21 protein-coding genes are annotated in these 25,455 nt (G+C 38.8%); 10 read left to right on the forward strand and 11 right to left on the reverse strand.

The features are described 5' to 3' along the window. Positions 1 to 159: 159 nt before the first annotated feature. Positions 160 to 465, forward strand: coding sequence for an FtsB family cell division protein (locus L1283_RS09795; protein WP_075993394.1), 306 nt, complete (start codon positions 160 to 162; stop codon positions 463 to 465). 86 nt (positions 466 to 551) lie between these two features. Here L1283_RS09795 and L1283_RS09800 read toward each other — a convergent pair whose 3' ends face one another. Next, entirely contained in the window at positions 552 to 1,262 is a 711-nt protein-coding gene (locus L1283_RS09800) for a DUF4397 domain-containing protein (RefSeq protein ID WP_201667767.1), read from the reverse strand. Positions 1,263 to 1,592: 330 nt separating this feature from the next. Between L1283_RS09800 and L1283_RS09805 the strand changes: the two genes are divergently transcribed. Then, a complete protein-coding gene (locus L1283_RS09805; RefSeq protein ID WP_075993392.1) occupies positions 1,593 to 1,961 on the forward strand; it encodes a YkvA family protein in 369 nt (122 codons plus the stop codon). Between the two features lie 54 nt (positions 1,962 to 2,015). On the opposite strand, the gene purH is transcribed toward L1283_RS09805, so the two are convergent. The 6 genes from purH to L1283_RS09835 all read right to left on the reverse strand — a co-directional run bounded on the left by purH (position 2,016) and on the right by L1283_RS09835 (position 9,042). Next, positions 2,016 to 3,542 (reverse strand): bifunctional phosphoribosylaminoimidazolecarboxamide formyltransferase/IMP cyclohydrolase, encoded by a 1,527-nt coding sequence (gene purH / locus L1283_RS09810; RefSeq protein WP_075993391.1) that lies wholly within the window; start codon positions 3,540 to 3,542, stop codon positions 2,016 to 2,018. 122 nt (positions 3,543 to 3,664) lie between these two features. After that, a complete protein-coding gene (locus L1283_RS09815) occupies positions 3,665 to 4,303 on the reverse strand; it encodes a uridine kinase family protein (protein WP_075993390.1) in 639 nt (212 codons plus the stop codon). A 32-nt stretch (positions 4,304 to 4,335) separates the two neighbouring features. Next, positions 4,336 to 5,259: a LysM peptidoglycan-binding domain-containing protein gene (locus tag L1283_RS09820; RefSeq protein WP_075993389.1), complete on the reverse strand. Its 924-nt coding sequence runs from the start codon at positions 5,257 to 5,259 to the stop codon at positions 4,336 to 4,338. 11 nt (positions 5,260 to 5,270) lie between these two features. Then, complete coding sequence (locus L1283_RS09825) at positions 5,271 to 6,026, reverse strand: hypothetical protein (protein ID WP_286736058.1); 756 nt, start codon at positions 6,024 to 6,026, stop codon at positions 5,271 to 5,273. A gap of 159 nt (positions 6,027 to 6,185) precedes the next feature. Further along, positions 6,186 to 7,778 (reverse strand): hypothetical protein, encoded by a 1,593-nt coding sequence (locus L1283_RS09830; protein WP_120332620.1) that lies wholly within the window; start codon positions 7,776 to 7,778, stop codon positions 6,186 to 6,188. Between the two features lie 70 nt (positions 7,779 to 7,848). Next, positions 7,849 to 9,042, reverse strand: coding sequence for a hypothetical protein (locus L1283_RS09835; RefSeq protein WP_088162217.1), 1,194 nt, complete (start codon positions 9,040 to 9,042; stop codon positions 7,849 to 7,851). A 178-nt stretch (positions 9,043 to 9,220) separates the two neighbouring features. Between L1283_RS09835 and proS the strand changes: the two genes are divergently transcribed. The 3 genes from proS (at position 9,221) to agaR (ending at position 12,485) form a co-directional block, all read left to right on the forward strand. Continuing rightward, a complete protein-coding gene (gene proS, locus L1283_RS09840) occupies positions 9,221 to 10,693 on the forward strand; it encodes a proline--tRNA ligase (RefSeq protein WP_075993385.1) in 1,473 nt (490 codons plus the stop codon). Positions 10,694 to 10,712: 19 nt separating this feature from the next. Next, positions 10,713 to 11,501: a GDP-L-fucose synthase gene (locus L1283_RS09845; RefSeq protein ID WP_429626085.1), complete on the forward strand. Its 789-nt coding sequence runs from the start codon at positions 10,713 to 10,715 to the stop codon at positions 11,499 to 11,501. Positions 11,502 to 11,723: 222 nt separating this feature from the next. Then, positions 11,724 to 12,485, forward strand: a complete 762-nt coding sequence (gene agaR, locus L1283_RS09850) for a transcriptional repressor AgaR (RefSeq protein WP_075993383.1) — start codon at positions 11,724 to 11,726, stop codon at positions 12,483 to 12,485. A 107-nt stretch (positions 12,486 to 12,592) separates the two neighbouring features. Here the strand turns inward: agaR and L1283_RS09855 are convergent, their stop codons facing one another. The 3 genes from L1283_RS09855 to rpoN all read right to left on the reverse strand — a co-directional run bounded on the left by L1283_RS09855 (position 12,593) and on the right by rpoN (position 16,182). After that, the gene (locus tag L1283_RS09855) at positions 12,593 to 13,669 is read right to left on the reverse strand and encodes an agmatine deiminase family protein (RefSeq protein WP_088162215.1); all 1,077 of its coding nucleotides are present in this window, start codon (positions 13,667 to 13,669) and stop codon (positions 12,593 to 12,595) included. A gap of 90 nt (positions 13,670 to 13,759) precedes the next feature. Beyond that, complete coding sequence (locus L1283_RS09860; RefSeq protein WP_075993381.1) at positions 13,760 to 14,635, reverse strand: carbon-nitrogen hydrolase; 876 nt, start codon at positions 14,633 to 14,635, stop codon at positions 13,760 to 13,762. An 80-nt stretch (positions 14,636 to 14,715) separates the two neighbouring features. Then, positions 14,716 to 16,182 (reverse strand): RNA polymerase factor sigma-54, encoded by a 1,467-nt coding sequence (gene rpoN, locus L1283_RS09865; RefSeq protein ID WP_075993380.1) that lies wholly within the window; start codon positions 16,180 to 16,182, stop codon positions 14,716 to 14,718. A 383-nt stretch (positions 16,183 to 16,565) separates the two neighbouring features. On the opposite strand from rpoN, the gene L1283_RS09870 reads away from it, so the two are divergent. Beyond that, the gene (locus L1283_RS09870; protein WP_286736060.1) at positions 16,566 to 18,962 is read left to right on the forward strand and encodes a penicillin-binding protein 1A; all 2,397 of its coding nucleotides are present in this window, start codon (positions 16,566 to 16,568) and stop codon (positions 18,960 to 18,962) included. A 72-nt stretch (positions 18,963 to 19,034) separates the two neighbouring features. On the opposite strand, the gene L1283_RS09875 is transcribed toward L1283_RS09870, so the two are convergent. Then, a complete protein-coding gene (locus L1283_RS09875; RefSeq protein WP_429626086.1) occupies positions 19,035 to 19,358 on the reverse strand; it encodes a GIY-YIG nuclease family protein in 324 nt (107 codons plus the stop codon). 102 nt (positions 19,359 to 19,460) lie between these two features. Between L1283_RS09875 and L1283_RS09880 the strand changes: the two genes are divergently transcribed. The 4 genes from L1283_RS09880 to infB all read left to right on the forward strand — a co-directional run bounded on the left by L1283_RS09880 (position 19,461) and on the right by infB (position 25,430). Next, positions 19,461 to 20,237: an XRE family transcriptional regulator gene (locus tag L1283_RS09880; protein WP_075993377.1), complete on the forward strand. Its 777-nt coding sequence runs from the start codon at positions 19,461 to 19,463 to the stop codon at positions 20,235 to 20,237. A gap of 237 nt (positions 20,238 to 20,474) precedes the next feature. After that, on the forward strand, positions 20,475 to 20,939 hold the full coding sequence (rimP, locus tag L1283_RS09885; protein WP_075993376.1) for a ribosome assembly cofactor RimP: 465 nt from the start codon (positions 20,475 to 20,477) through the stop codon (positions 20,937 to 20,939). 5 nt (positions 20,940 to 20,944) lie between these two features. Beyond that, a complete protein-coding gene (nusA, locus tag L1283_RS09890) occupies positions 20,945 to 22,186 on the forward strand; it encodes a transcription termination factor NusA (RefSeq protein ID WP_070567754.1) in 1,242 nt (413 codons plus the stop codon). 103 nt (positions 22,187 to 22,289) lie between these two features. Beyond that, positions 22,290 to 25,430 carry a translation initiation factor IF-2 gene (infB, locus tag L1283_RS09895; protein ID WP_429626087.1) on the forward strand — a complete coding sequence of 1,047 codons (3,141 nt, stop codon included), beginning with the start codon at positions 22,290 to 22,292 and terminating at the stop codon, positions 25,428 to 25,430. Positions 25,431 to 25,455: the final 25 nt, after the last annotated feature.

The raw sequence follows: 25,455 nt of genomic DNA on the forward strand, positions 1-25,455 counted from the left end.
ACATAAAGATAAGCAGCGGGACTTGCTTTGATTGCGATAGCTCTCGCCAATTTTTATCCGCTTGTGTGTAATCGGAAAATTAAATGTAAATTTAATTAAAGATGTTCAACTTTTGAAGAAAATATCCTAAGTATAAAAGCTAAATAGTATTTTTGTCTTATGCAACGATTATGGTCTTTAATAAGAAATAAGTATTTGTTAGCCGCTTTGGCTTTTCTCGTGTGGATGTTATTTTTTGATCGAAATGACTTTGCCACGCAGTATAGTTATCAAAAGCAGAAAGCAAATTTGGAAAGTGAACGCTCCTTCTATCTGAAGGAGAATGCCGCCATCATTAAGACAATTAACGATATTCGATCAAATCCGCAAGAAGTGCAACGTATTGCTCGTGAGAAGTATAAGATGAAAAAAGACAATGAGGATATTTATGTGATTACTAAAGTAGCAGCTAAAGAGAATCATTAAGATCTACAGTATCGTATAAAATGAAAAACAACGGCCATCATGTTTACATGACGGCCGTTGTTATAAAGTATATAGATATGGGTATTTTAATTTGCGGCTTGCGCTACTAAACCAATGTATAATGGTTTCTTTTCATCATTAGCTTTGCCTATGAGTATTAATGAATAATAATAGCCTTCAACCAATTTAATGTCGCTGCGTGTTGCGATTGTTTTTCCCGCTTTATCACGAGCTGTTACAGTGAATGTACCACTTTTTTGAGCGATAAAGCCCTGATGGGCACTTGCCGAATTCTGTGTTTCTTGAGCTCTATTTGTCCATTCTGATGGGGAAGCCTGATCGCCTATTTTAAGGCTAACTAAATCCGTACCTTCAGCAAGGTTAAAGAAGCGTAAACCAGACTCTGTATTTTTGATGTCTTTATTGATTCGATCTGTAGTGATCACCTGTACGGGTTTGGATTTCGTTCCAAATAAAAAGGATGTATATATGGTGCTGTCTTTGATTGTTACAGTTGTATCCGTTAATTTAGTGTTATATTCAGCGGAAACTGTAATTTTACGTGCGCCTGTAAATAAGCCAATTTGAGCATAACTCTTGAATCCCAGTGGATAATTGGGGTTTTGAAGCGAACCTCCGTCTGCGAAATATATAACTGCATTCGCATCAGTGTATCCATTGACCATGGTAAGCAATGCAGCAGGAATTGGCTGGTCATCGTTATCTTTTAGACAGCTTGTTAGAAAGAAGGCCGCTAAAGCAATAGCAATAAAATTAAATAATCTATAGTTTTTCATAACCGTGTAATATTAAAATCTGTTTTTGTGACTCACATTGCGCTTGTGTTGTCTATTATACGGAGATGACTGACACTTTGCTACAGCGATTTGTAAAAATAATAAAAATCTATATTCAGACCTCGTTTTTTATTCCAATAGCCTTTACAAGCCAGTTTTTAAAGATGGTGGTTAATCGGATCGGCAGCAGATGAATATGGTTCCTAGGCAAAATTTAATCAGTTTGAGGGAAAGGATTTGCTTATGTTGCGATATGCAATCCGATTTTGATTCGAGTTTGGTTTAGGGCGAGGATTTGGATTGTTAAACTAGTAATCCTAATTTTGAAGTATGAACAATAGAATCAAAAGAATTGCGAAGGGAATGTTTGAGCAGTTTAGGCATCGTAAAATTACGGAATCTGAATTTGTACAGGCGGAAGCAAAAGCGAGGAATCTAGGGGGCTATATGGACGACTTCAACGTATTAATTGCAATGTGTAAGGACACAGTTACGGGGAAGTATAAAATGGATAAATGGAATTTATCGATTATTATTGGAACGATACTTTATGTGGTTTCGCCGATTGATGCGATTCCTGATTTTATTCTTGTGGGCGGGTGGATAGATGATGTGGCCATTGTTGGTTATGCGATTCGCAAACTTAGCGCTGAGATGGAACAGTATAAGCGTTCAAAGTTTCCTGTAGAAGCGAGATAAATAAAAAAAGCTACTTTTCTAAAGTAGCTTTTTTTATTTATTATTGAAGTTCAACTAGTGCTTAAAGTGTCTAACACCTGTTGTTACCATGGAGATTCCTTTTTCATTGGCCATATCAATTGACAATTGATCTTTGATTGAACCACCAGGTTGCAACACCGCCGCGATACCAGCTTCTGAAGCAATTTCCACACAGTCAGGGAAAGGGAAGAAGGCATCCGATGCCATTGCACAGCCTTTAAGGTCAAAACCGAAAGAAATGGCCTTCTCAATAGCTTGTTTCAATGCATCTACACGTGAAGTTTGCCCTACACCTGAAGCTAACAAAGTGCCATTTTTAGCAAATACGATTGTATTTGACTTGGTGTGTTTTACAATTTTGTTCGCAAAATAAAGATCCTCCAGTTGTTCTGCAGTTGGCTGTACTTGTGTTACTGTAACCATTTGTTCAGGTCCTTCAATCGTATTGTCTTTATCTTGAAGAATGACGCCGTTCAATAGAGTTTTGAACTGTTGTTCTGGCAATGTAACCTCTTTACGAACCAAAATAATTCTGTTTTTCTTTGCGGTAAGTATAGCGATCGCTTCTTCAGAATAAGAAGGTGCAATCAACACCTCGAAGAATAATTTATTGATCTCTTCAGCTGTTGCAGCATCAACTTGACCATTCGTTATTAAGACTCCACCGAAAGCTGAAACAGGATCACATGCTAAAGCATCTAACCAAGCTTGTTTGATTGTTGAACGGGAGGCAACTCCACAAGCATTGGTGTGTTTTAAGATCGCGAATGTAGGTTCTGTGAACTCATCAATCAAAGCAACGGCAGCATCAACGTCAACCAAATTGTTGTAAGATAGCTCTTTACCGTTTAATTTATCAAACATCTTATCTAAATCACCGAAGAAAGTGCCTTTTTGGTGCGGGTTTTCACCATAGCGCAACACCTGCGCTTTTTGCTCAGATTGTTTAAAAACCTGAAGCGGATTTTCTTGATTGAAATAGTTGAAGATTGCTGTATCGTAATGAGAGGATGTATTGAATGCACGTTTAGCAAATTCTTTACGTTGTTCCAATGACGTATTACCTTCTTGGTTTGCTAGTATTTCTTCCAATTCTTTGTAATCATTTTTGGAAGAGATAATAACGACATCGTTAAAGTTTTTAGCGGCAGCGCGTATCAATGAAATTCCACCGATATCTATTTTCTCGATAATATCTTGCTCGGATGCACCGGAAGCAACAGTTTCTTCAAAAGGGTACAAATCCACAATAACCAAATCGATCTCAGGTATTTCATACTGAGCAAGCTGTTGTTGATCCGACTCAAGCGGGCGGCGTGCCAAAATACCGCCAAATACTTTTGGATGCAATGTTTTTACACGGCCTCCTAAAATAGAAGGGTAGCTGGTGAGGTCTTCAACTGGAACAACATCTATACCTAAATCTTTGATAAATGTTTCTGTTCCACCAGTGGAATAGAAGGTAACACCGTATTTGTTTAATAATTCAACTAAAGGAGCAAGGCCGTCTTTATAATAGACTGAAACCAATGCATTTTTAATCTTTACAGGATGGTTCATTATGATGGATTTGTTTCGTGGCGCAAAGATAGGTATTTAAAATCTTGATATCAATAAATCAAGTACTTTAAATAGAAAGGAGAATCTGTTTACGAGATTCTCCTTTCTACATTGTTTTAATTTTATACCAAATTGAGCTTTAATTTTAGCTCTTCAGAAATTTGGTTGGTGATATCCCAGATTGGTTCTGGTTCATCGGTATTGTTAAATATCACCTGATCGCACGTATCCTGATAGGGAAGTAGGTACTCGTTGTAGGATGGTAGTACATGGTTTATCCATTTGTACATGACATCATCTTCAAAGTAGCCCCGTTCAACTAGATCGCGGTGTAGACGTCTTCTTAATGCGATATCCTGATCAGCGCTTAAAAATATCTTATGATTGATTAAATTATTAATTTCCGTATAATAGAAAATGAATAGGCCCTCAATAATTAAAATGGGTGCCGGTTTAATCTCTAGTATTTTGGGTGTTAATGAAGGGTTGTTAAATGTATACTCTTCTTTATATATTGTCTCACCGTTAAAGAGTGCCTTGATATCTTTATAAAAAGCATCTCTGTCGATTGATGTCGGAATATCGAAGTTATAGAGCCTATTTTCCTCCTGGGTTTTAGTATTGGCAGGGATGTAATAATCATCTTGGGAAATTAAGGTTACCTCATTAGGCTTAAAATGTTTTAAAAAACTATTTAAAAAAAAAGTCTTTCCAGAGCCACTACTTCCGGCAATTCCTATGACATACGGTTTGTTATTCATTCTTACTATGCTATAAAAGCTATTTTATTCTGTTAATTTTCTAGAGGTAATCCATACGCAATTTCGACCTGGAAGCGTTTGTCAAGTGCGCCTATGCTTGCGGCGGCAGACTTTGACAACACGACAATTGCATTTTGGTTTTCGGCATTATCATTAAATTTACCGACCACTTTTGCGTAAGTAACACTTTTGGTCATTGGGTTGGTAATTTTTAGAATAGTACCTACTGGAGCGCTCTTATGAAGAGCAAGGTTGCTTGTACCCTGGGATGAAAGTCCATCAATCCACACACCGATACCACGTTCGGACTTTTCACGAATTCCGTAGCGGTTTGTTGAAATTTGATTTTCTTCTTTATCGTCATTGTCTGTAGAATCAGGTGTTACAATTTCGATTCCTTTAGGTTCAACTAATTTTGGCCGTTCAGGAGGTAGGGGCTGGTTGGGGATCATAAGCTTCATTCCACCGCCAATAACGTTATTTTTTAAATTGTTCGCTTTTTTGATATCTTCAACAGAAATACTGAATCTTTTAGATATGGCATAAAGTGTCTCTTTTTCTCCAACGATATATTCCGTAAAACCTTCTTGCTGTTGCGGATTACGCGGGTTTTGCACTGCCGTATTTCCACGGTCGTTGCTTACTGTTGATTTCGCTTTTCGACCTGTTGGAATCTTAACAATTTGCCCCAGGCTTAATGTTCCATTACCATTTATTTGGGTCAATTGGCCCACCGTTGTTTTATACTTTTTACTTAACTGGTAATAATTGTCTCCTTTTTCAATTTTGAACAACACATATTCTTCCCCATTGATTGCTTCAGTTCCTACTGAATCAGGGATAAAATCAGTACGTAAAGAAGTTGAATTCTTTGCTTCAACTTGTTGAATAGCTAATATCGCGATGGATAGAATAGCTATCTTTTTATATGTTTTTAATTCGAATAAAACTTTCATATATTTTGCAATTATACTAAATACGAAACAAACTCCCGTTTATTATCTGTCAAAAGGAATATTTGTTCGTGAATAAGAAAATAAATGTTGAAGAGCTTTAGTTCCAGCTCGGAAACTGCAATAATAGACTCTGTCAATTTTTCTCTTGTGGATTGCACTAGCCTGATTTGATAACGATTGTTTCTGTCTTTTTCATAGAAAGCCCAAATAAAGTAGTCATTCACCGTATTTATCCAGATTTCACCATCAATTGGGAAGTCCTTCAAAAAAAGGGGAATTTCACCATTGTAGATAATAGGATAGACGAGCTCGCTGGCATAAGGTTTAAAGGGAATTTCATTTTTGCTTTCAATCGACATCGATTGGAGGTTCAAAAATAATTGGAAGCCTTCTGCTATTACTTTTGGTCTAATAAGTACACCTTGATCAACCATACCGATGAATATGTAGTTGAACCAGGTTTCTTGTAGCTGTGGGTTGTAGCAATCGATTACCTGTATGCCTGCGTCGATAGGTGAATTATTGGCAATCTTCTTAAGTATTAATTTTTTGCATTGAATTCCAGCTAGGACCCACTCTTTGGCTATTGCCTTGAAGTCTTGTAATACGTAAGTTCCTTCAAAAGTGACTACATTAAAATAGGGTAGGGTATCGTCTGGGTTTCTGGTCTCCACAGCGATCAATTTATTCTCCGCATCGATTTCTATCCGCCAAATGGGGTATGTAAAAATGAAATTGAATGCTTTTGAAATTGTGTGATTTGCCATGTAATTTTCAATCCAAGGGGACAAACTTAGATAAAGTTACCTTTATATACAAGTATAATCACGCGTAAACTAATTTTATTGTGTTTTATGTTTGTTTTCTGCTATTTTTTCTCAAAAAAAAGTCCAGACATCGCTGGACTTTTTTTAGAAAAATATAGTTTAAAATTTTGAACCAATTGTTAGTACAACATTAGTCCGTTGATTTTTTATGTCTGCTACAGGACTAGCATTATTCCAGTAGTTCTCATTAATCAAATATGGGCTTTCTTTGTAGTTGACTGCATTATACGCGCCAGTCAAATCAACATACATGCCACGGCCAAGTTTAGCGCCAATACCTAAAGATGCTGTATAATTCGTATAGTCTGCATTTTTATAGGGATTACCACTGTAGTTGAAACCAGCTCTTCCGCTGAATACATTGTCAAACATCACTTCACCACCAATTCGGGCATTAAAAGCACCTTGGTAAGTATCTTTGATGTTTTGGTTCATGTTCTTTTCTAACGTTTTACTGTAGTTTCCTACATCTTTAAAACGCATAGCTGCATAATCTACCCATTCGACATCAGCGGTTATTAGCCCTCTTGAAAATAATTGGCTCGCCCCAAGAGACAATTTATAGGGGGTATTCATATTATATTCCAAGTAACTGTGTCCTGCGTCATCACTGGTTCTATACTCTTTAAATGATTTGTCTTCATTTGGTCTGAAGTAACGGAACTCAGAATTACTATACGATTCATCCCGGATGCTCATAAATGTAGGTGACTTAGCGGTGAATCCCATGCTAAACGTTGGCGTAAATTTATAGATTACCCCAAGTTTAAAGTCGACACCGGTACCATCAGTGGCTTGCGCATAATCATCATATAATTCATAATCTTTATCCAACATGGCATACTTTTGGGCATTGGTTGGTTTTAAAAATTCTGAATCTTTGTTGATGGCTTTTAATTGGTCGGCGGTCATTGTTTGACCATATTCTGTAAACCAGCTGGAATTGTCGTAGCTAAATGCGGTGAAACCTAAAGAGGCTCCTAAATACAATTTGTTACTATAATTGGCTCCAAATGACAATACAGATTCGGATTTACTACCTTTTTCTAGAATGGAATTTACTTGATTAAAGCCATTTTTTCCATCAAAAGTTCCGCCGACAGTAATCGGGATATAAGCGCCTGCATTTTTGGGGTCTACGTCGAATAATAAAGAGTTGTTATAGACTTCCTGGCCCCAACCTTGTGTTCCTCCGACGTCCGAAAGACGGTCTGAATAAGCATCTGATATCGAACTTGTATTATTTACTCCTCGATACTCTAGCAGGTTGTTATAGACATAATTGCGGTTATAAGCAATACCAACATTAAAATTCAACCAGCCTCTATCCAGGTTACCTCCATTGCGGTAAGTTGGGAGGTGAAAAACGATTCCAGCATTATCTAAGTTGAAATTATTCTTGCTGCTGTTTGAGTTTTGACCAAAATAGTCGGTTTTGTTTTTATTGTTAAGGTACCTACCAGTTACTGATACATCAGACTGATTGAAGTAACCCAAACCTGCAGGGTTACTCGTAATTGAACTTATATCTCCACCTAAAGCAGTTGAAGCATTTCCCATGGCTTTAAAACGAGCTGTTCCGCCATTGTCCCCTTGGGAGAATAAAAGTACATCTTTCGTATATTGCGCTTGAGTAGTCCCTGCTGCACCTAAAACGAATGCAGTTCCAAAAAGTAATTTTTTGATTGTCATATGCTAAAATATCGTCAATAATAATCAGTAGCACACAAGATGCTGTATGCTACTGTTTAAATGCTTTTAACTATCGAGTACGTCCTCCACTTGATCTTGAGCTACCGCCTCCGGAGAAGCCTCCTCCCGAAGATCTAGAACTACCACCTCCAGAAAAACCACCACTAGAGCGTGATGATGAACCACTATCATAGCTTCTTGTTGGCGGAGTATACGATGGTCTTGACGTTGAGCTTGGGTTGCTAGAACGTGTTTCCATCGAACGGCTCATTGGACGAGATACCTCACCTGAACTGTTTCGTGACCTGGAATCATTATTATAATATCCGCTAGAGGTGCTCCGTGTGTTGTTTGGATAGGAACCATTGACTCTATCTGACGTTCTTGAACGCATACCGTCTGAGTAAGCTCTATTCGACACACCGTCCGAAGTTCTTGTTCTTCCTCCAGTTCTATCGTATGAAGAGCTCCGTGACGATACTGTGCCATCAGAATTTCTTGATCTGCTAGCAACGGATGTAATCCTTCCTCTAGAATCACGTGCTACGCCGGTACGGTCATATCCTCCAGAATTTCGAGCAACGCTGTTGCGGTCATATCCACCTGAAGTTCGGGTTCTTGATGATGAACTGCGCGTGTTATAGTTGTCTCTGTATACAGATCTACTTGATGCATAGCGTGGTCTTGAGTTACCCCAGTAACCACCGCCCCAGTAACCGTTTCCGTACCAACCAGATCCCCAGTAGCCGCCGCCATACCAGCCACCCCAAGGTCTGTAACCGCCATACCAAGGAGATCCCCAGCCCCAGCTAGATCCCCAACCCCATCCGAGGCCGATAGACCAAGATGAACCCCATCCAGAGTTCCATCCCCATCCCATTCCGAACGATGGGCCGTATCCGTACCAACCGCCGAAACCATAACCATACCATGGATCAAAAAATGGGTCGAAATACGTCATGCCCGGACTAGCGTAATAGAAACGGTTGATACGATTGGCATATTCAAGATCTTCATAGGAATCATTGTTGTAATCCTGATCAGAATATTCGTCATCATAGTAACCGCCTTGCGCTTGCCCGTTTGGTTGGGCCTGATCTGCATCTGTGTAATAGTAATCTGGGCTTTGATAAACCTTTTGTCTAGCTTGCCCATTATTGCCATAGACATCGTCGCCATAGATTTGCCTACTTGTACCGCAGGAACCAAGCATGAACGCTCCTGTTATGGCAAGTGCTCCGATAAATAATCTATTTTTTTTCATAATATCCTAAATCCTTATTTTCGATTATACAGCCTTATTTACTATCTTAGACGCAAATTTCTCAAGGGGGTTTAATCGAAGTAATCAAAAATACAAATATTTTTTATTGAACGCTTTTCGTATTAGAATTACAGACGAGATTTAACGTAATAATGTTACAATAATTTATCAATTTCATATGAGTAAAGGAATAACAAGTCGTGCTGAAGATTATTCACAATGGTATAACGAGCTTGTGATTAAAGCTGATCTAGCTGAAAATTCAGCTGTACGAGGCTGTATGGTGATTAAACCCTACGGATACGCTATCTGGGAAAGGATGCAAGCGATCTTAGATAAAAGATTTAAAGAAACAGGTCATAGCAACGCTTATTTCCCTTTATTCATTCCCAAATCGTTTTTTTCTAAAGAGGCGGCGCATGTGGAAGGCTTTGCTACCGAATGTGCGGTAGTAACTCATTATCGATTAAAAAACGATGGTACAGGTAAGATCGTCGTGGATGAAGACGCGAAATTGGAGGAAGAGTTGATCGTGCGCCCGACTTCCGAAACGATTATTTGGAACACCTATCGTGGATGGATTGAATCTTATCGTGATCTTCCAATTTTGGTCAATCAATGGGCGAACGTTGTACGATGGGAAATGCGTACACGTCTTTTCTTGCGTACTGCCGAGTTTTTATGGCAGGAGGGCCATACAGCCCATGCAACAAGAGAAGAGGCTATTGAAGAAACAGAACGTATGCTTGATGTGTATGCTGAATTTGCTGAAAAGATACTGGCTGTGCCTGTTGTACGTGGTAGAAAAACAGAAAACGAGCGTTTTGCGGGTGCCTTGGATACGTATTGTATTGAAGCATTGATGCAGGATGGAAAAGCATTACAAGCAGGAACTTCTCATTTTCTTGGCCAAAACTTTGCAAAGGCGTTTGACGTGAAATTTACTTCTAAAGAAGGTAAATTGGAACATGTTTGGGCGACTTCCTGGGGGGTTTCTACACGTCTGATGGGCGCATTGATTATGGCTCACTCAGATGATCAAGGATTGGTATTGCCGCCAAAATTGGCACCAATTCAAGTTGTCATCGTTCCGATTTTTAAGACTGAAGAAGAAAAAGCGCAAATTGATGCATTTGTGAATCAGTTGACCAATGAATTGCGTGTGAACGATATATCGGTAAAATACGACGATCGGGACACACAACGTCCAGGTTTTAAATTTGCAGAATGGGAGTTAAAGGGTGTTCCTGTACGTGTAGCTGTTGGAGCGAGAGATATGCAAAATGGTACAGTAGAATTGGCGCGTCGTGATACTCAAACGAAAGAAACGGTTGCTCAGGAAGGCTTGGCTGGTACCATTGTACAATTGCTGGATACAATACAAGAAAATATATATCAAAAAGCGTTAAATTTCAGGACATCTCATTTTACTGAAGTGAATTCTTATGATGAGTTTAAAGAAGTACTGGAAGGTAAGGGTGGTTTTATCTCTTGTCATTGGGATGGAACAACAGAAACGGAAAAACGTGTAAAAGAAGAAACTAAGGCAACAATTCGTTGTATTCCTTTGGATGCGAAGGAAGAGGAAGGTATCTGTATCTTTACAGGGAAACCTTCAAGTCGACGTGTACTGTTTGCAAAAGCTTATTAATAAATAGTGTTGTCGTAATATGAGGATACTCATTTTGGGATGCGGTTGGCTCACAGAATCTTTTGCGATGCATATGAAGCATCAAGGCCATGAGGTTTGGGCTAGTACAACAACATCTGAGAAATACCATCGGCTTAAAGCCGATGGTATTTTTTCGTTTATTTTAGACTTTGATTATGAAAATTTTCCAGCACAGGTAGATTTACCTACTCAATTTGACTTCGTATTAAACAGTATACCTGCAAGTCAGAAAAATAGTGTAGCGATCCTTGAAAACAGATTTTCGAATATCAAATCATTTTATGCGCATATGACATGGAAGAAACAAGTCTTCCTGAGCTCTATTGGAATTTATCCGGACAAAGATGGCGTATTTGATGAATCCTATGCAGATATAACCGAACTTTCATCAAAACTCTTGCTTGCTGAAGCAAGTATGTTGGGATTGGATGATACTATAATTTATCGATTAGGAGGTTTGTTTGGTAAAAATCGTGTTTTTGCCAAATATTTTTCCGAACGTATCTGTACGACGGGGGAACAGCCCGCCAATTTTGTTCATATCGATGATGTGATCAGACTGTTAGAGGCAGCATCTTGCAATGCGCTTAAGCATACTGTATACAATGTTGTTGCTCCCTTACATCCTAAGAAAAAGGATGTTATTCTAGCTTCGGCAAAAAAATATGGCTATGCTTTGCCACTTGCGTTCGAAGCCGGGGATGTGACGCAAAAAATAGTTAGCGGAAGATTACTTCTAGAGGAACTGGATTATCAATTTGTCCTGCCTGATCCTTTGCAATTTTAATTCATTTTTCTTTTTAAAATAAAAATGAATTTATGATTGTCAGCGTGAAAAAATTAAATAATTTCATTATTTTAACATCAATTCTACTGAGGGAAATTTAAGTAGAAAGTCATATTTGTTGAAATTTATTGATATCGATGGATTTTTTCAAGATATCGACATATTCCTTTAAACAAACCGATAATAGATTTAGTATTTTAACAGCTTATTATAAATAGAGCCATGACAAATGTAGAAAGACATCAATATATCTTAAAACAATTAAAGGAGGTCGGCGTAGTTCAGGTAATTGATCTATGTGAGGAATTGGGCGTTTCCTCTGTAACCATTCGGAAAGATTTGACCTTGTTGGAAGATAGTGGATTGTTGTTTAGAACGCATGGCGGGGCAACACAATATAATCCTTATACGACTGACCGTACAGTATTTGAAAAAGAGAAGCTTCGTTCGGACGATAAAAGCCGGATCGGAAAAAAAGCGGCTGAAATGATTGAGGAAAATGATTCAATCATTATCGCTTCAGGAACGACCATGCAGTCGCTGGCAAAACAGATCATTCCTAAAGGAAATATCACTGTAGTAACTTCGGCATTGAATGTTGCGATGGAATTGATCAAATATCCTTCGGTTGAAATCATGCAGATGGGCGGAACGCTTCGCAAGACTTCAACATCCGTAACTGGAAAGTATGCAGAAAATTTATTGCAGGATTTTTACTGCAGTAAATTATTTTTGGGTGTGGACGGTATTGACTTAGAATATGGTGTATCAACCTCAAGTGCGCAGGAGGCACAATTAAATCGCATTATGATCGATACGGCTCAAAAGGTTGTTGTACTAGCAGATTCGTCTAAATTCGGACGACGAAGCTTCGGGCGGATTTGTGGTTTTGATAAAATTGATATATTAATTACCGATGACAAAGTAAATACAAGCTTTGTGGAATCGTTAGAAAAAGCGGGGGTAAATGTTATTGTTGTTTAACACGGCTTAACTAAAAATCAAAGCGGAGCTGCTTATCTTTATCATAAAAAATGTCCCCAAAAGAGTGTTTAACTATTTGGGGACATTTTCTTTATGGATAGTTTTTTTTAGCTCAACGCCGGCTCTTGCTGGCTTAAACAGTGGAAACTTCCCAGCCCCCAAATAATGTCGACGGAATTTATTCCTATGACTTTACGTGTAGGGAAACAGCCTTGGATGATATCCAGTGCTCTTTGGTCATTTTTATCGTTGAAGATCGGTACTACAACAACATCGTTTGCAATGTAGAAATTAGCATAAGAAGCAGGTAATCTTGTTTCGTCATAGATGACCGGTGCTGGCATTGGGAGCTCAATGATATGCAGAGGCTCTCCATTTAAGAGTCTAAATGAACGAAGTGTTGCTAGATTTTCTTGAAGTATCTCATAGTTCTCGTCTGTTGGATCTTCCTCTACAACCGTTAAAACGGTGTTTTCGTTGATGAAACGTGTAATATCATCAATGTGCCCATCTGTATCGTCTCCAACGATACCGTCTCCAAGCCATAAAACCTGTTCCTGACCGTAAAATTCTTTCAAATAGGTTTCTATTTGTTCTTTTGTCAGGTGTGGATTTCGGTTTTTATTCAATAGACAAGCGGTTGTTGTCATGATTGTTCCTGCGCCATTAAACTCAACTGAACCGCCCTCCATGACGATATCAGGGGTATACAAAGGAAGGTTAAATTCTTTGGCAATACGCGTAGGAACGACGTCATCCAGGTCGAAAGGAGGGTATTTTCCACCCCAGGCATTATAGCCCCAGTCGACAACTGCTTTTTGATTTGTAGCCTGGTTAATAATAAAAGCGGGACCGTGGTCTCTACACCAAGCATCGTTAGTCGGATTAAAATAGAATTCGATATTGCTAAAATCTGTTGTTACTTCTTTAAGCGCGGTAATAGCAAAATTTTGCATTTCCTCGTTAGCGACGTTAATCCTTACTTTTTGCCCTGCTGCTACGACTTTAATAAATTCGCAATAGGGTTTGTATATTGTTTCGATCTTCCCAGGCCAGGATTCCTCTTTATGTGGCCAGCTCAACCATAAGGCTTCTTGTTTTGCCCATTCTGCGGGAAATGAGAAGCCCTGTTGTTTTGGGGAATTGTCAAAATATTCCTGTGTGAATGTCTTTTTTTGTTCCATACTTATTTTAATGGGATTAAAAAAAGCCATTTCAGTTCGTTTCAGCACAGTTGTGTGCGTTCGAAACCGAAATGGCTAGAATATCCGATATTAGTCTTCGTCAATAAAACGTTTGGTGATCGGTGCGTATGTTTCGATTCTTCGGTCTCTCAAAAATGGCCAATGTTTTCTGAAATAGTCTGATTCATTTAAGTCCAATTCGACGACTTCAATTTCTTCTTTGTCATGTGAGGCAAGATAAAGCAATTTACCCTGTCCATTTGTTACGAAGCTTCCACCCCAGAATTTCATTGCGCCATTTTGCTCAAATCCTACGCGATTAACGGATACAACAGGAACACCATTTGCAACGGCATGGGAGCGTTGTATTGTTTGCCACGCATTATATTGATCTTTGTTGGTTTCTTCATCTTGGTCTGTTGCCCATCCAATAGCTGTAGGGTAGAATAAGATTTCTGCACCCATTAATGCGGTAATTCGAGATGCTTCAGGGTACCATTGATCCCAGCAAATTAAAATGCCTATTCTTCCAAATTTTGTTTTGAATACTTTGTAGCCTAAATCTCCTGGGGTAAAATAGAATTTTTCATAAAATGCAGGATCATCTGGGATATGCATTTTGCGGTATTTTCCTAAATAGGAACCATCTGCATCCAATACAGCGGTTGTATTATGGTACAGTCCCTCTGCTCTTTTTTCAAATAATGAAGCGATAATTACGACGCCTGCTTCTTTAGCAACAGCCGATAGGGCGTCCGTCGATGGGCCGGGAATGGATTCAGCCAGTGCGAAATTGTCGTAATCTTCCACATCGCAGAAATATAAAGAGGTAAATAGTTCTTGCAGACACACAATTTGCGCACCTTTTGCAGCGGCTTCTTTTACTTTAGCGATAGCTTTTTCGAGATTCTCTTGTTTGCTTGCGGTACAGCTCATCTGTACAACTCCAACTTTTACTTTGCTCATTCTTTAATGCTTATTTTAATACAGCACAAAGATACTATTCTTAATTTGGATTTGGTCTGTGGGAAAAACAAAAAGAGCTCTTAGAGCTCTTTTCGTAATCTTGCCACAGGAATATTCAATGCTTCCCGATATTTTGCCACCGTTCGCCGCGCAATATTGTATCCTTTTTCTTTTAGGATCTCAGTTAGTTTCTCGTCAGCCAAGGGTTTCCGTTTATTTTCTTTTGAGATGCATTCCTCCAATATTTTCTTAACCTCTTTATTGGATACTTCTTCACCAGAATCAGTCTGGATCGCTTCAGAGAAAAATGATTTTAAGAGAAATGTTCCGAATTCTGTTTGCACGTATTTTGAATTTGCTACCCGCGACACCGTAGATATATCCATATCGATTTTGTCGGCGATGTCTTTCAATATCATTGGTTTTAACTTACGATCATCACCAGTGAGGAAATAATCATATTGGTATTCCATGATTGCATTCATTGTTTTTAGTAAGGTTTGTTGACGCTGTTTTATTGCATCAATAAACCATTTGGCTGAGTCAAGTTTTTGTTTGACGAATTGCACAGCCTCTTTCATTTTTTTATCCTTTTGATCCGATTTCTCGTAATGTTCAAACATGTGTTGGTAATCACGACTTATGCGGAGCTCAGGCGCATTTCGGCCATTTAAAGTCAAATGCAGTGTTCCATCATTATTGCTGATATGGAAATCCGGGATAATATGAAGCTGTTTGCCCGCGACTGCACCAGAATCTCCTGGTTTAGGATTAAGTTTTAGGATCTCGTTGACGACGTTTTTTAAATCCTCTGATGAAACTCCTAAAGATTTTTCTAATTTATCATAATGCTTTTTGGTGAATTCTTCAAGGTAATTCGCTACGACTTTAATAGCGAGTTTGATTGTGGGATTTTGTGTGTCTTTTTTTTGTAATTGGATCAATAGGCACTCTTGCAGATCTCGTGCTCCAATTCCCGCAGGCTCAAAATCTTGAATTACTTTTAGCATGTCTAGAACTTCCTGCTCATCAGTCATTACATTTTGACCAAAAGCTAGGTCGTCGACAAGATTGATTATTGGACGGCGTAAATAGCCGTCGTCATCTAGACTGCCAATGATTTGTTGGCCAATTAAAAAGTGCTTGTCATCTAAAGCTAAAAGGTCTAATTGTTGTTGTAACTGCTCATAAAAGGAGTGCTGAATAGCAACGGGCATTTCTTTCCGGTCGTCATCGTCGTCTCCGTAGTCATAGCCATTGCCGTAATCTTTGAAATCGTCTTCCTGGATGTAATCTTCTAAACTAAAGTCTTCTGAGTCAAATCCATCTTCATTGTCAAAATTATCGTCTGGATCTTTATCGGGATACTCTTCTATAGGATCGGTCATATTAGTCAAGCTACCATCTTCTAACGCAGGGTTTTCTTCTAATTCTTCCTTGATTCTCGCATCTAATGAAACAGTCGGAACCTGCAACAATTTTATAAATTGTATTTGTTGCGGGGACAATTTCTGTAATAGCTTTTGTTGTAATGTTTGTTTTAACATGCTAATAGTTGACTTTTTTACATCTAAATTTAAACAAATATCATTATTATTTTAAAATAAAATCGATAATAAATAAAAAATGGGTATAATATTTGTGGAACGCGGGAGAATTTATGAACAAATTTGAGACTGGGCTTGTTTTCTCCATACCGGGCTGTTCTTATTTAGTCGTCGTTGTAATTTCCAAAATCCATCCTTTCGAATTATGTCGTATTTTACAGTTCTTTGGCGGGTGTTTTTTATTGTTAAAAAATGTAAATAGTTGATTACAGCGATTTATTTAGTTGTATATTTAGCCCCTGAAAATAGATAAAAAGGCATATTGGACGGGCGTAAAACCTTTTGCTGGTCGGATGTGTTGAATATAAGATAAATTTCCATTTATGTTTAAACGTATTAAGAATAGGATTCTTCGTTATCTCCTTATAGCAATATATTTTATCATTATATTGGTGTGTGCTATACAATTGAATTTTCTGTGGCTCTTTGGTTATTCTCCGACAAAAAAGGATATTGTTATGCCCAGTGTGAATATCTCCACGGAATTATACACGGCAGATAGTGTTTTAATTGGTCGTTATTTCGACGAGGATAGAAATCCAATTCCATTTGATAGCATTCCGAAGTCTGTTACTAATGCGTTGATAGCAACTGAGGATGTGCGTTTTTATAGTCATAATGGTGTTGATTTTTTTGGTCTAGGGTCAGGTATTATCTCTACATTAAAAGGGGATAAGCGTGGTGCAAGTACAATTACGCAACAGTTAGCTAAAAATCTTTATCGTACACGTTATAATAAGGCCGGTGGATTGTTGACGCGTCTTCCCGTCGCGGGCTTGGTGATCACGAAGTTTAAGGAGTGGATGACGGCTTATAAATTGGAGCAACGTTATTCCAAAAATCAGATATTGGAGATGTATTTAAATACGGTATCCTTCAGTAATAATGCCTATGGGATTGAAACTGCTGCAAAGCGCTATTTTTCAAAAGGAGCGAATCAATTGAATCAGACCGAAGCTGCTGTTTTGATTGGCATGTTAAAAGGTACGACTTTATATAATCCTATTCGTAATCCCGAAAATGCTTTTGTGCGAAAAAACACCGTTTTAAGTCAAATGTATAAAGGTGGTTTTCTGAAAAAAGAAGAGTATGATAATCTGGTTAAGGAGAAGATTGTTTTGAATACAAATAGTCAAGATCTTAATGCGGGTGGAGATTCTTACTTACGTGCTGCAGTAGCTAAGTGGTTGGAAAAATGGTCTGAGGATAACAATTATGATATCTATACAGACGGTTTGAAAATTTACACGACGATAAATTCTAAACTTCAAAAGCATGCTGAAGAGGCTGTGGCGAAACAAATGATTGAATTACAGCAACGTCTAAATAACACCTGGGAGGGACAGGAGCCTTGGCGTGATTTATCAGGTAAGGTTATCCCCAACTTCTTGGATAATTTGGCAAAGAAAACTCCTTATTATGCTTTTTTGAGTAAAAAATATGCAAATACCCCTGATAGCATCAATTACTTCCTAAATAAAAAGAAGAAGATCGAAGTTTATAATTGGAAGGATGGTAGTAAGATCGAAAAGGATATGTCTACAATGGATTCTTTGAAATATTATGCCATGATGTTAAATGCAGGCATGATGTCTATGGATCCGTATTCGGGTGAAATTAAAGCATGGGTGGGTGGAATAAACCATCAATATTTTAAGTATGATCACGTGATGCAGGCGAAGAGACAAGCGGGGTCTACATTTAAACCTTTTGTATACTTGGCTGCTTTGGAGTCAGGGATGTCTCCGTGTGATAAGATTACCGACAAGCCTGTTACGATCAAGATTGATAAAGGGGATTCCGTGGAGATATGGGAACCCAAAAATGCAGACTGGAATTTTTCCTATCGTGAAATGTCATTGCGTCATGCGATGGCACGTTCCATCAATTCGGTTACGGTTCAGTTAACTGATATGGTTACGCCTGCGAAAGTTGTTGATGCGGCCCATCGTTGTGGTATCACAAGTAAATTAAATCCCGTTGCCTCTGTGGGGTTAGGGCCTAATGATGTTTCTGTTTTTGAAATGGTGAATGGGTACTCGACGATGATGAATCATGGTGAGCGTGTCACTCCTTTATTAGTGTCTAAGATCGAAGATCATGATGGCAATGTTATTGCTACTTTTCAGGCGGAGCGTAAACAAGTGGTGGATAAGCAAGACGCCTGGTTGATGACGTATATGTTGCGCGGTGGTATGGAAGAACCTGGTGGTACATCTCAAGGATTGTGGGAATGGGATTTATTTGATAAAGAAAATGAAATCGGCGGAAAGACAGGTACTTCTTCGGAATATGTGGATGGCTGGTATATGGGGGTGACCAAAGACTTGGTTACAGGTGTTTGGGTTGGTTGTGACGAGCGGAGTATTCACTTTAAAAATTCTCATTCGGGAGAAGGTTCTCGTACAGCATTACCGATATTTGGGGTGTATATGGAGTCTGTTTATAAAGATAAACAGCTGGGGTATACGCAAGGTAAGTTTCCTAGCCCTACAGTTGAAATTACGAAATCTTACAAATGCGAAACTCCGCGTTATAGTGATCCAGAGCCAGATCAGAGTGATTCTACACAGGTAGAAGAGCCCGCTGATGAAGGATTTATCGGACCTGAGGAAGAAGGAGCGGAGCATCCTGTTGAGCGTAATCATACTGAAGGTGCTGATAGTGGAACGAGTAGCGAAGGGTCATCCTCGTTGGAGGAGGTTGGTAGTCAAAACTGATACTACTTAAAGAGGATTCTATCTAAAAAATAAAGATGGCCGCCTAGTTTAAATAAGGTGGCTTTTTTTATGCTAGGCTGCATGGTTGGAATCTCTTTTGGCGAACGCTTGGTGTTGCTGTGGAAAAAGATTATTCCAGTTAGGGTTGTATTTACGAATGAGCCGTTCGACTTGCATGGTTGTAAAATGTTGCAGTTCGCTTATTCTCTTATTGGCGGTCTCTGAATTCGTGAAAGATTCTGTGTAGATTATTCGATTTAAACTGGGGCCTTGGTTGAAAATAAAACTATTGGATTGCTGTAATTCCATTACTGTACTAAAGATGTTGGAACTGAGGCTGATTTTGAAGTGTTTACGATTGTTGTCAGTTGATATATATACAATAAAATTGTTCATAATGCTAAATTATTTGGACGTTTAAAATATATTTACTAATTTTATTGGCACAATATTACTAATAAAATTAGTTTTTGCAAAATATTTTTTTGAAAAAATAATATGTCAAATATTTCGTCCAATCTGAAGTTCCTTCGAAAAGGAAAAAAAATCACACAGCAACAATTTGCTGATCTTATGGAAATTAAGCGTGCGTCTGTGGGCGCGTACGAGGAAGATCGAGCAGAGCCCAAATATGAGTTATTAAAGAAGATTGCCGAATTCTATGGTTTGACTATGGATGAATTGGCAAACGATGTTATTGATGATAAATGGAAGCCGGTTCCCAAAAGCAATGCCTCAAATTTAAGGGTGCTTAGTGTGACTGTAGATGCGGATGATCGTGAAAATATCGAACTTGTTCCGGTTAAGGCTAGTGCCGGGTATTTAAATGGGTATGGTGATCCGGAATATGTTGCTGAGTTGCCTAAGTTTTCGCTGCCTATGTTTGGTCAAGGGACATTTCGTGCTTTTGAAATAAAGGGAGACTCGATGTTACCTTTGCCATCGGGGTCCATTATTGTAGCGGAGTATGTGGAGAACTGGCATGATATCAAGCCGGGGAGTACCTATGTTATATTGTCTAAGGAAGATGGCGTGGTTTATAAGCGTATCGCTTTTAAATTTAAAGAAGATAAGGGTTTGAAGCTCGTTTCAGACAATAAAACATATGAACCTTATTGGGTGGAGACTGCGGACATTCTTGAAGTATGGAAAGCGAAGGCTTTTATCAGTACACAATTGCCTGAGCCTACGCCAGAGCCAACAATGGAAACGCTGACGAGTATGATGGCGCAAATGCAGAAAACAATTAATGCGGTGGTAGATGGTTCAAAATAGTAGAGAATTGTCTGCGTTTTTTTACGATATAGTTGCACTGTGAAGATAATTTCTATGACCGAGGAGCGATCGATAGCTTGTTTTTATAGGGAATGTAGGGGTGTCGAATATAAAAACAATCTATCTAATTTTGTTTTTTATTTTATAAAATGCTATATTTGCATATCTGAAAGGAAGGGGGCTCGTATTGCCCCCTTTTTTTAATTCAATTAATTTAGCATTTCTAGAAACAGAACAATGCAGCATATAGAAAAGAGAGTTATTGAACTCATCGCGGAAAAAATTGCAGATCGCGAGGATTTGTTTATCGTCAGCGTGAAGATGCGCCCAAATAAAATTCTTGAGATTCTTTTGGACGGAGATAATGGTGTGAATATTGATGATTGCGCACAGGTGAGCCGTCATGTTGGTTTCCACTTGGAGGAGGAAAATGTAATTGATGACGCTTACCGTTTAGAGGTTTCATCTCCAGGTATTGATGCTAATTTTGTTAATATCCGACAGTACCAAAAGAATATTGGTCGTACAGTTCAGGTAAAGTTGAACGATAATACAAAAGTTGAAGGTACATTATTGACCGTAGACGAGATGAAGATCAATGTTCTTCAGAAGATAAAAGAAAAAGGTAAAAAAGCACAAGAGGTAGAAAAAGAACTTCCTTTTGATCAAATAAAAGCAACAAAAGTGGTAATTTCATTTTAATAATAATGAGTAACAGCAACATCAATCTGATAGACTCTTTTCAAGAGTTTAAGGAGTTTAAGAATATCGATAGACCTACTGTTATTACAGTATTGGAAGAGGTTTTTCGTAGTATGATCCGTCGTCGTTTTGGTACGGATGAAAATGTGGATGTTATCGTGAATCCAGATAACGGAGATTTGGAGATTTGGAGGACGCGTGTCGTTGTTGAAGATGAGTTTTCAGAGGATGATGATCTTGAAATCGAATTGGCGGAAGCTAGAAAGCATGATGAAGATTTGGAAGTAGGCGATGATTTTATTGAACAGATCACATTGGAAAGCTTTGGCCGTCGTGCAATTTTAGCTGCACGTCAGACGCTTGTATCTAAGGTTTTGGAATTGGAAAAAGACGAAGTCTTTAAGAAATATAAAGATAGAGAAGGAGAGTTGGTCATTGGTGAGGTTTATCAGATTTGGAAAAAAGAAATCTTGGTATTGGATGAGGATGGTAATGAATTAATTCTTCCTAAATCAGAACAAATTCCAGCTGACTATTTCAAAAAGGGAGATGGCATTCGCGCAGTTGTGCATAAAGTGGATATGATGAATAATAATCCAAAGATTATCATTTCACGTACCGCACCTGCGTTCTTACAACGTTTATTTGAACTTGAGGTTCCTGAAATTTTTGATGGTTTGATTACGATTAAGAAAATCGTTCGTGAACCAGGAGAAAGAGCGAAGGTTGCCGTTGAGTCTTATGATGATCGTATTGATCCTGTAGGAGCTTGTGTTGGTATGAAGGGATCCCGTATTCATGGTATCGTTCGTGAATTGCGTAACGAGAATATTGACGTGATTAATTTTACAACAAATCATTCATTGTATATCGCTCGCGCTTTGAGTCCAGCAAGGATTAGCTCAATCAAAATCGATGAAGAAAATAAGACTGCGGCTGTATATTTAAAATCGGATCAGGTTTCTTTAGCAATTGGTCGTGGAGGACACAATATCAAGTTGGCTGGTAAATTGACTGGTTATGAAATTGATGTTTATCGCGAAAATGACGAGTTTGATGAAGATGTTGATATCGAAGAATTCAGCGATGAGATTGAAAGCTGGGTTATTGATGAATTGAAACGTGTTGGTTTGGATTCTGCAAAGTCGGTGTTGTCTCTTAGCGAGGAAGAGCTGGTTAGACGTACCGATTTGGAAGAAGATACTGTTCGTGAGATTGTACGTATTTTACAAGCTGAATTTGAATAAAATTCAGCTCATTAATTTTTTTCTATCTAACATTCGGAATAAATTGTTTATGGATGGAAAAAAACATATTTTTGTAATTATATTAAAATAGTTTATATTATAGATGACTGAAGGAAAAGGAACAAACTTGCTTAAAGCAGCAAAGGAACTCAACATCGGGATACATACCGCCGTGGAATGTTTAGTGAAAAAAGGATATGATGTAGAAGCAAAGCCTAACACTAAATTGAGCGGAGAGATGTATGGTGTGCTGTTAAAAGAGTTTCAGGGAGACAAATCACTGAAAGATGAAGCTAAACAAATTGTGATTGGCAAAATTCGTCGTGAGGAGTCGCCGTCCACTTCTCCTAAGGAATCATCTAAGAATGAGGATTTCGAAGATCATGATGAATCCAAGGAAATCCTGGTCAAAAATACGGTAGAAATCCCTTCTGTTAAGGAACCTACTCCGGCAAAAGTAGAGGAGCCCGTTCATCAAGGTGGTATGAAGGTGGTTGGTAAGATTGATCTGGACGCATTGAATAGAGGCGGAAATAAGGTCAAGAAGGAAGAACCTGTTAAGGAGGAACCAAAAACCGTTAAAGAAACACCTGTAGAGGTTAAAGCTGAAGCTAAGGTGGAAGAAAAGAAAGAAGCCGAAGTCAAAGCGCCTATTGTTGAAGAGAAAAAAGAAGAACCAAAGGTTATTGAAAAGAAGCCGGAAGTTGTTGTACCAAAAGCTGAAATAGAAAAACCCGAAGTAAATAAAACTGAAGTAAAAGCAACTCCGGTTGTAGAGACAAAAACTGAACCTGTGAAGGTAGAAGACAAGAAAAAAGAAGAAACAGCGCCGAAAGCTGTACCAGTAACTCCAATAGTGGAGCCTGTGAAAAAACAAGGAGATGAAATTATTTCTGCTCGTGCAGAGAGATTGACAGGTCCTAAAGTCATTGGTAAGATTGAATTACCATCTGCTAGACCTTCCCACAAACCAGTGGCTTCATCTTCAAATGCTGGAAATAATAATGAGAAACGTAAGCGTAAGCGTACGAATCCAAATGGTCCAGTAAACCCAAATGCGGGGCAAGGTCATAATAACCAACACCGTGGGCCGCGTGATGGCAACAATCCCAACAACCGGGACCAACAGGGTAACCGAGGAGGGAATCATGGTCCTAACAACAACCCGAACAATCGTCAAGGGCAAAACAACAACCAACATCCGGGTAGACCAGGACAAGGAGGTAACAACCAACACCCAGGTAGACCAGGACAAGGTACGAGACCGCAACACGGTAATCGTTTTGACAATAGAGGTAAGGGAAGACCTGTTGAGAATAAGGAAGAACCTACTGAAAAGGAAATCCAAGATCAAATTAAGGCAACACTTGCTCGTTTGAGTGGTGCAGGTAAATCTGGTAAATTTGCGCAACGTGCCAAATTGAGACGTCAGAAACGTGACGATGTTGCTCAACATGCAGAAGAAGCTGCAATGGAGCAAGAAATGATGGCGAAAGTATTGCGTGTTACAGAATTCGTAACAGCAAACGAATTAGCTAATTTGATGGACGTTCAGGTAACCCAAATTATTGCAACTTGTATGAGTTTGGGTATGTTCGTGTCAATTAACCAACGTTTAGATGCGGAAACTTTAACAATTGTAGCGGATGAATTTGGTTATCAGGTAGAGTTTATCAAACCTGAGGATGAGGAGACTGCTGAACTTGAGGAACCGGATAACGAAGCGAATTTGGTTTCAAGAGCCCCTATTGTAACGGTCATGGGACACGTTGACCATGGTAAAACATCTTTATTGGATTATATCCGTAAGGCGAACGTTACTTCTGGTGAGGCTGGTGGTATCACCCAACATATCGGTGCATACGCGGTGAAATTGGAGGATGACCGTAAAATTACATTCTTGGATACTCCTGGTCACGAAGCTTTTACGGCTATGCGTGCCCGCGGTGCTAAAGTGACGGATATTGTTATTATCGTTATTGCAGCGGACGACGCTGTCATGCCGCAAACAAAAGAAGCAATCAACCACGCGCAAGCAGCGGGAGTACCAATCGTATTTGCATTTACTAAAGTAGATAAACCGGGAGCAAATCCTGATAGAATCCGTGAGCAGCTTTCTGCGATGAATATCTTAGTTGAAGACTGGGGCGGTAAGTTCCAAGCGCAAGAGATTTCAGCAAAAACGGGAGAAAATGTTGACCTATTATTAGAAAAAGTTCTATTGGAAGCTGAGATGTTAGATCTAAAAGCTGATCCGAAAAAACGCGCTGTTGGTTCAGTAATTGAAGCAGCTTTGGATAAAGGTCGTGGTATCGTGACAACGGTATTGATACAAAGTGGTACATTACGTGTTGGAGACCCTATTTTAGCGGGATCGCATTCAGGTAAAGTGAAGGCTTTGACTAATGAAAGAGGTGAACGTGTTAAAGAGGCGGGACCGTCTGTTCCAGTACAAATCTTGGGTATGGCAGGCGCGCCAACAGCAGGGGATAAGCTTTATGTTCTTGAAAGCGAGTCTGAAGCTAGAACTGTAGCCAACAAACGTCTTCAGTTACAACGCGAGCAAGGTATGCGTGCAACTAAACATATTACCTTGGATGAAATCGGTCGTCGTTTGGCCATCGGTAACTTTAAAGAACTTAATATTATCGTTAAAGGTGATGTGGACGGTTCTATTGAAGCATTATCAGATTCATTATTGAAATTGTCTACTGACGAGATCCAAGTTAATATCATTCATAAATCAGTGGGTGCGATCTCTGAATCAGATGTATTGTTAGCTTCTGCTTCCGATGCGATCATCATAGGTTTCCAAGTACGTCCGACACAAAACGCACGTAAGTTGGCAGAGAACGAGCAAATTGATGTACGTTTATATTCGATCATCTATGATGCGATTGATGAAATCAAGTCTGCGATGGAGGGTATGTTGGCTCCGAAATTTGAAGAGAAAATTGTTGCTGAGGTTGAAATCAGAGAAACTTTCAAAATTTCTAAAGTTGGTACGATTGCCGGATGTATGGTTAAAGAAGGTAAGATCAATAGAAATAATGATATCCGCATAATCAGAGATGGTGTCGTAATTCATACTGGTAAACTGGCATCTTTGAAACGTTTCAAAGATGATGTGAAAGAAGTTTCAATGGGTTATGAATGTGGTTTAAATATTGACCGTTTCAATGATATTCAAGTAGGAGACATTGTCGAAGCTTACGAACAAGTTGAAGTAAAACGTAAATTGTAATCACTTAGTGATACACTAATAAAAC

The sequence above is a fragment of the Sphingobacterium sp. HSC-15S19 genome (assembly GCF_050433745.1).
GTDB classification, from domain to species: domain Bacteria; phylum Bacteroidota; class Bacteroidia; order Sphingobacteriales; family Sphingobacteriaceae; genus Sphingobacterium; species Sphingobacterium siyangense.

Bases quoted from the DNA above. Each gene is read 5' to 3' on its own strand.
- L1283_RS09795 (WP_075993394.1), top strand. From the start codon at position 160: ATGCAACGATTATGGTCTTTAATAAGAAATAAGTATTTGTTAGCCGCT.
- L1283_RS09800 (WP_201667767.1), bottom strand. From the start codon at position 1,262: ATGAAAAACTATAGATTATTTAATTTTATTGCTATTGCTTTAGCGGCC.
- L1283_RS09805 (WP_075993392.1), top strand. From the start codon at position 1,593: ATGAACAATAGAATCAAAAGAATTGCGAAGGGAATGTTTGAGCAGTTT.
- purH (WP_075993391.1), bottom strand. From the start codon at position 3,542: ATGAACCATCCTGTAAAGATTAAAAATGCATTGGTTTCAGTCTATTAT.
- L1283_RS09815 (WP_075993390.1), bottom strand. From the start codon at position 4,303: ATGAATAACAAACCGTATGTCATAGGAATTGCCGGAAGTAGTGGCTCT.
- L1283_RS09820 (WP_075993389.1), bottom strand. From the start codon at position 5,259: ATGAAAGTTTTATTCGAATTAAAAACATATAAAAAGATAGCTATTCTA.
- L1283_RS09825 (WP_286736058.1), bottom strand. From the start codon at position 6,026: ATGGCAAATCACACAATTTCAAAAGCATTCAATTTCATTTTTACATAC.
- L1283_RS09830 (WP_120332620.1), bottom strand. From the start codon at position 7,778: ATGACAATCAAAAAATTACTTTTTGGAACTGCATTCGTTTTAGGTGCA.
- L1283_RS09835 (WP_088162217.1), bottom strand. From the start codon at position 9,042: ATGAAAAAAAATAGATTATTTATCGGAGCACTTGCCATAACAGGAGCG.
- proS (WP_075993385.1), top strand. From the start codon at position 9,221: ATGAGTAAAGGAATAACAAGTCGTGCTGAAGATTATTCACAATGGTAT.
- L1283_RS09845 (WP_429626085.1), top strand. From the start codon at position 10,713: ATGAGGATACTCATTTTGGGATGCGGTTGGCTCACAGAATCTTTTGCG.
- agaR (WP_075993383.1), top strand. From the start codon at position 11,724: ATGACAAATGTAGAAAGACATCAATATATCTTAAAACAATTAAAGGAG.
- L1283_RS09855 (WP_088162215.1), bottom strand. From the start codon at position 13,669: ATGGAACAAAAAAAGACATTCACACAGGAATATTTTGACAATTCCCCA.
- L1283_RS09860 (WP_075993381.1), bottom strand. From the start codon at position 14,635: ATGAGCAAAGTAAAAGTTGGAGTTGTACAGATGAGCTGTACCGCAAGC.
- rpoN (WP_075993380.1), bottom strand. From the start codon at position 16,182: ATGTTAAAACAAACATTACAACAAAAGCTATTACAGAAATTGTCCCCG.
- L1283_RS09870 (WP_286736060.1), top strand. From the start codon at position 16,566: ATGTTTAAACGTATTAAGAATAGGATTCTTCGTTATCTCCTTATAGCA.
- L1283_RS09875 (WP_429626086.1), bottom strand. From the start codon at position 19,358: ATGAACAATTTTATTGTATATATATCAACTGACAACAATCGTAAACAC.
- L1283_RS09880 (WP_075993377.1), top strand. From the start codon at position 19,461: ATGTCAAATATTTCGTCCAATCTGAAGTTCCTTCGAAAAGGAAAAAAA.
- rimP (WP_075993376.1), top strand. From the start codon at position 20,475: ATGCAGCATATAGAAAAGAGAGTTATTGAACTCATCGCGGAAAAAATT.
- nusA (WP_070567754.1), top strand. From the start codon at position 20,945: ATGAGTAACAGCAACATCAATCTGATAGACTCTTTTCAAGAGTTTAAG.
- infB (WP_429626087.1), top strand. From the start codon at position 22,290: ATGACTGAAGGAAAAGGAACAAACTTGCTTAAAGCAGCAAAGGAACTC.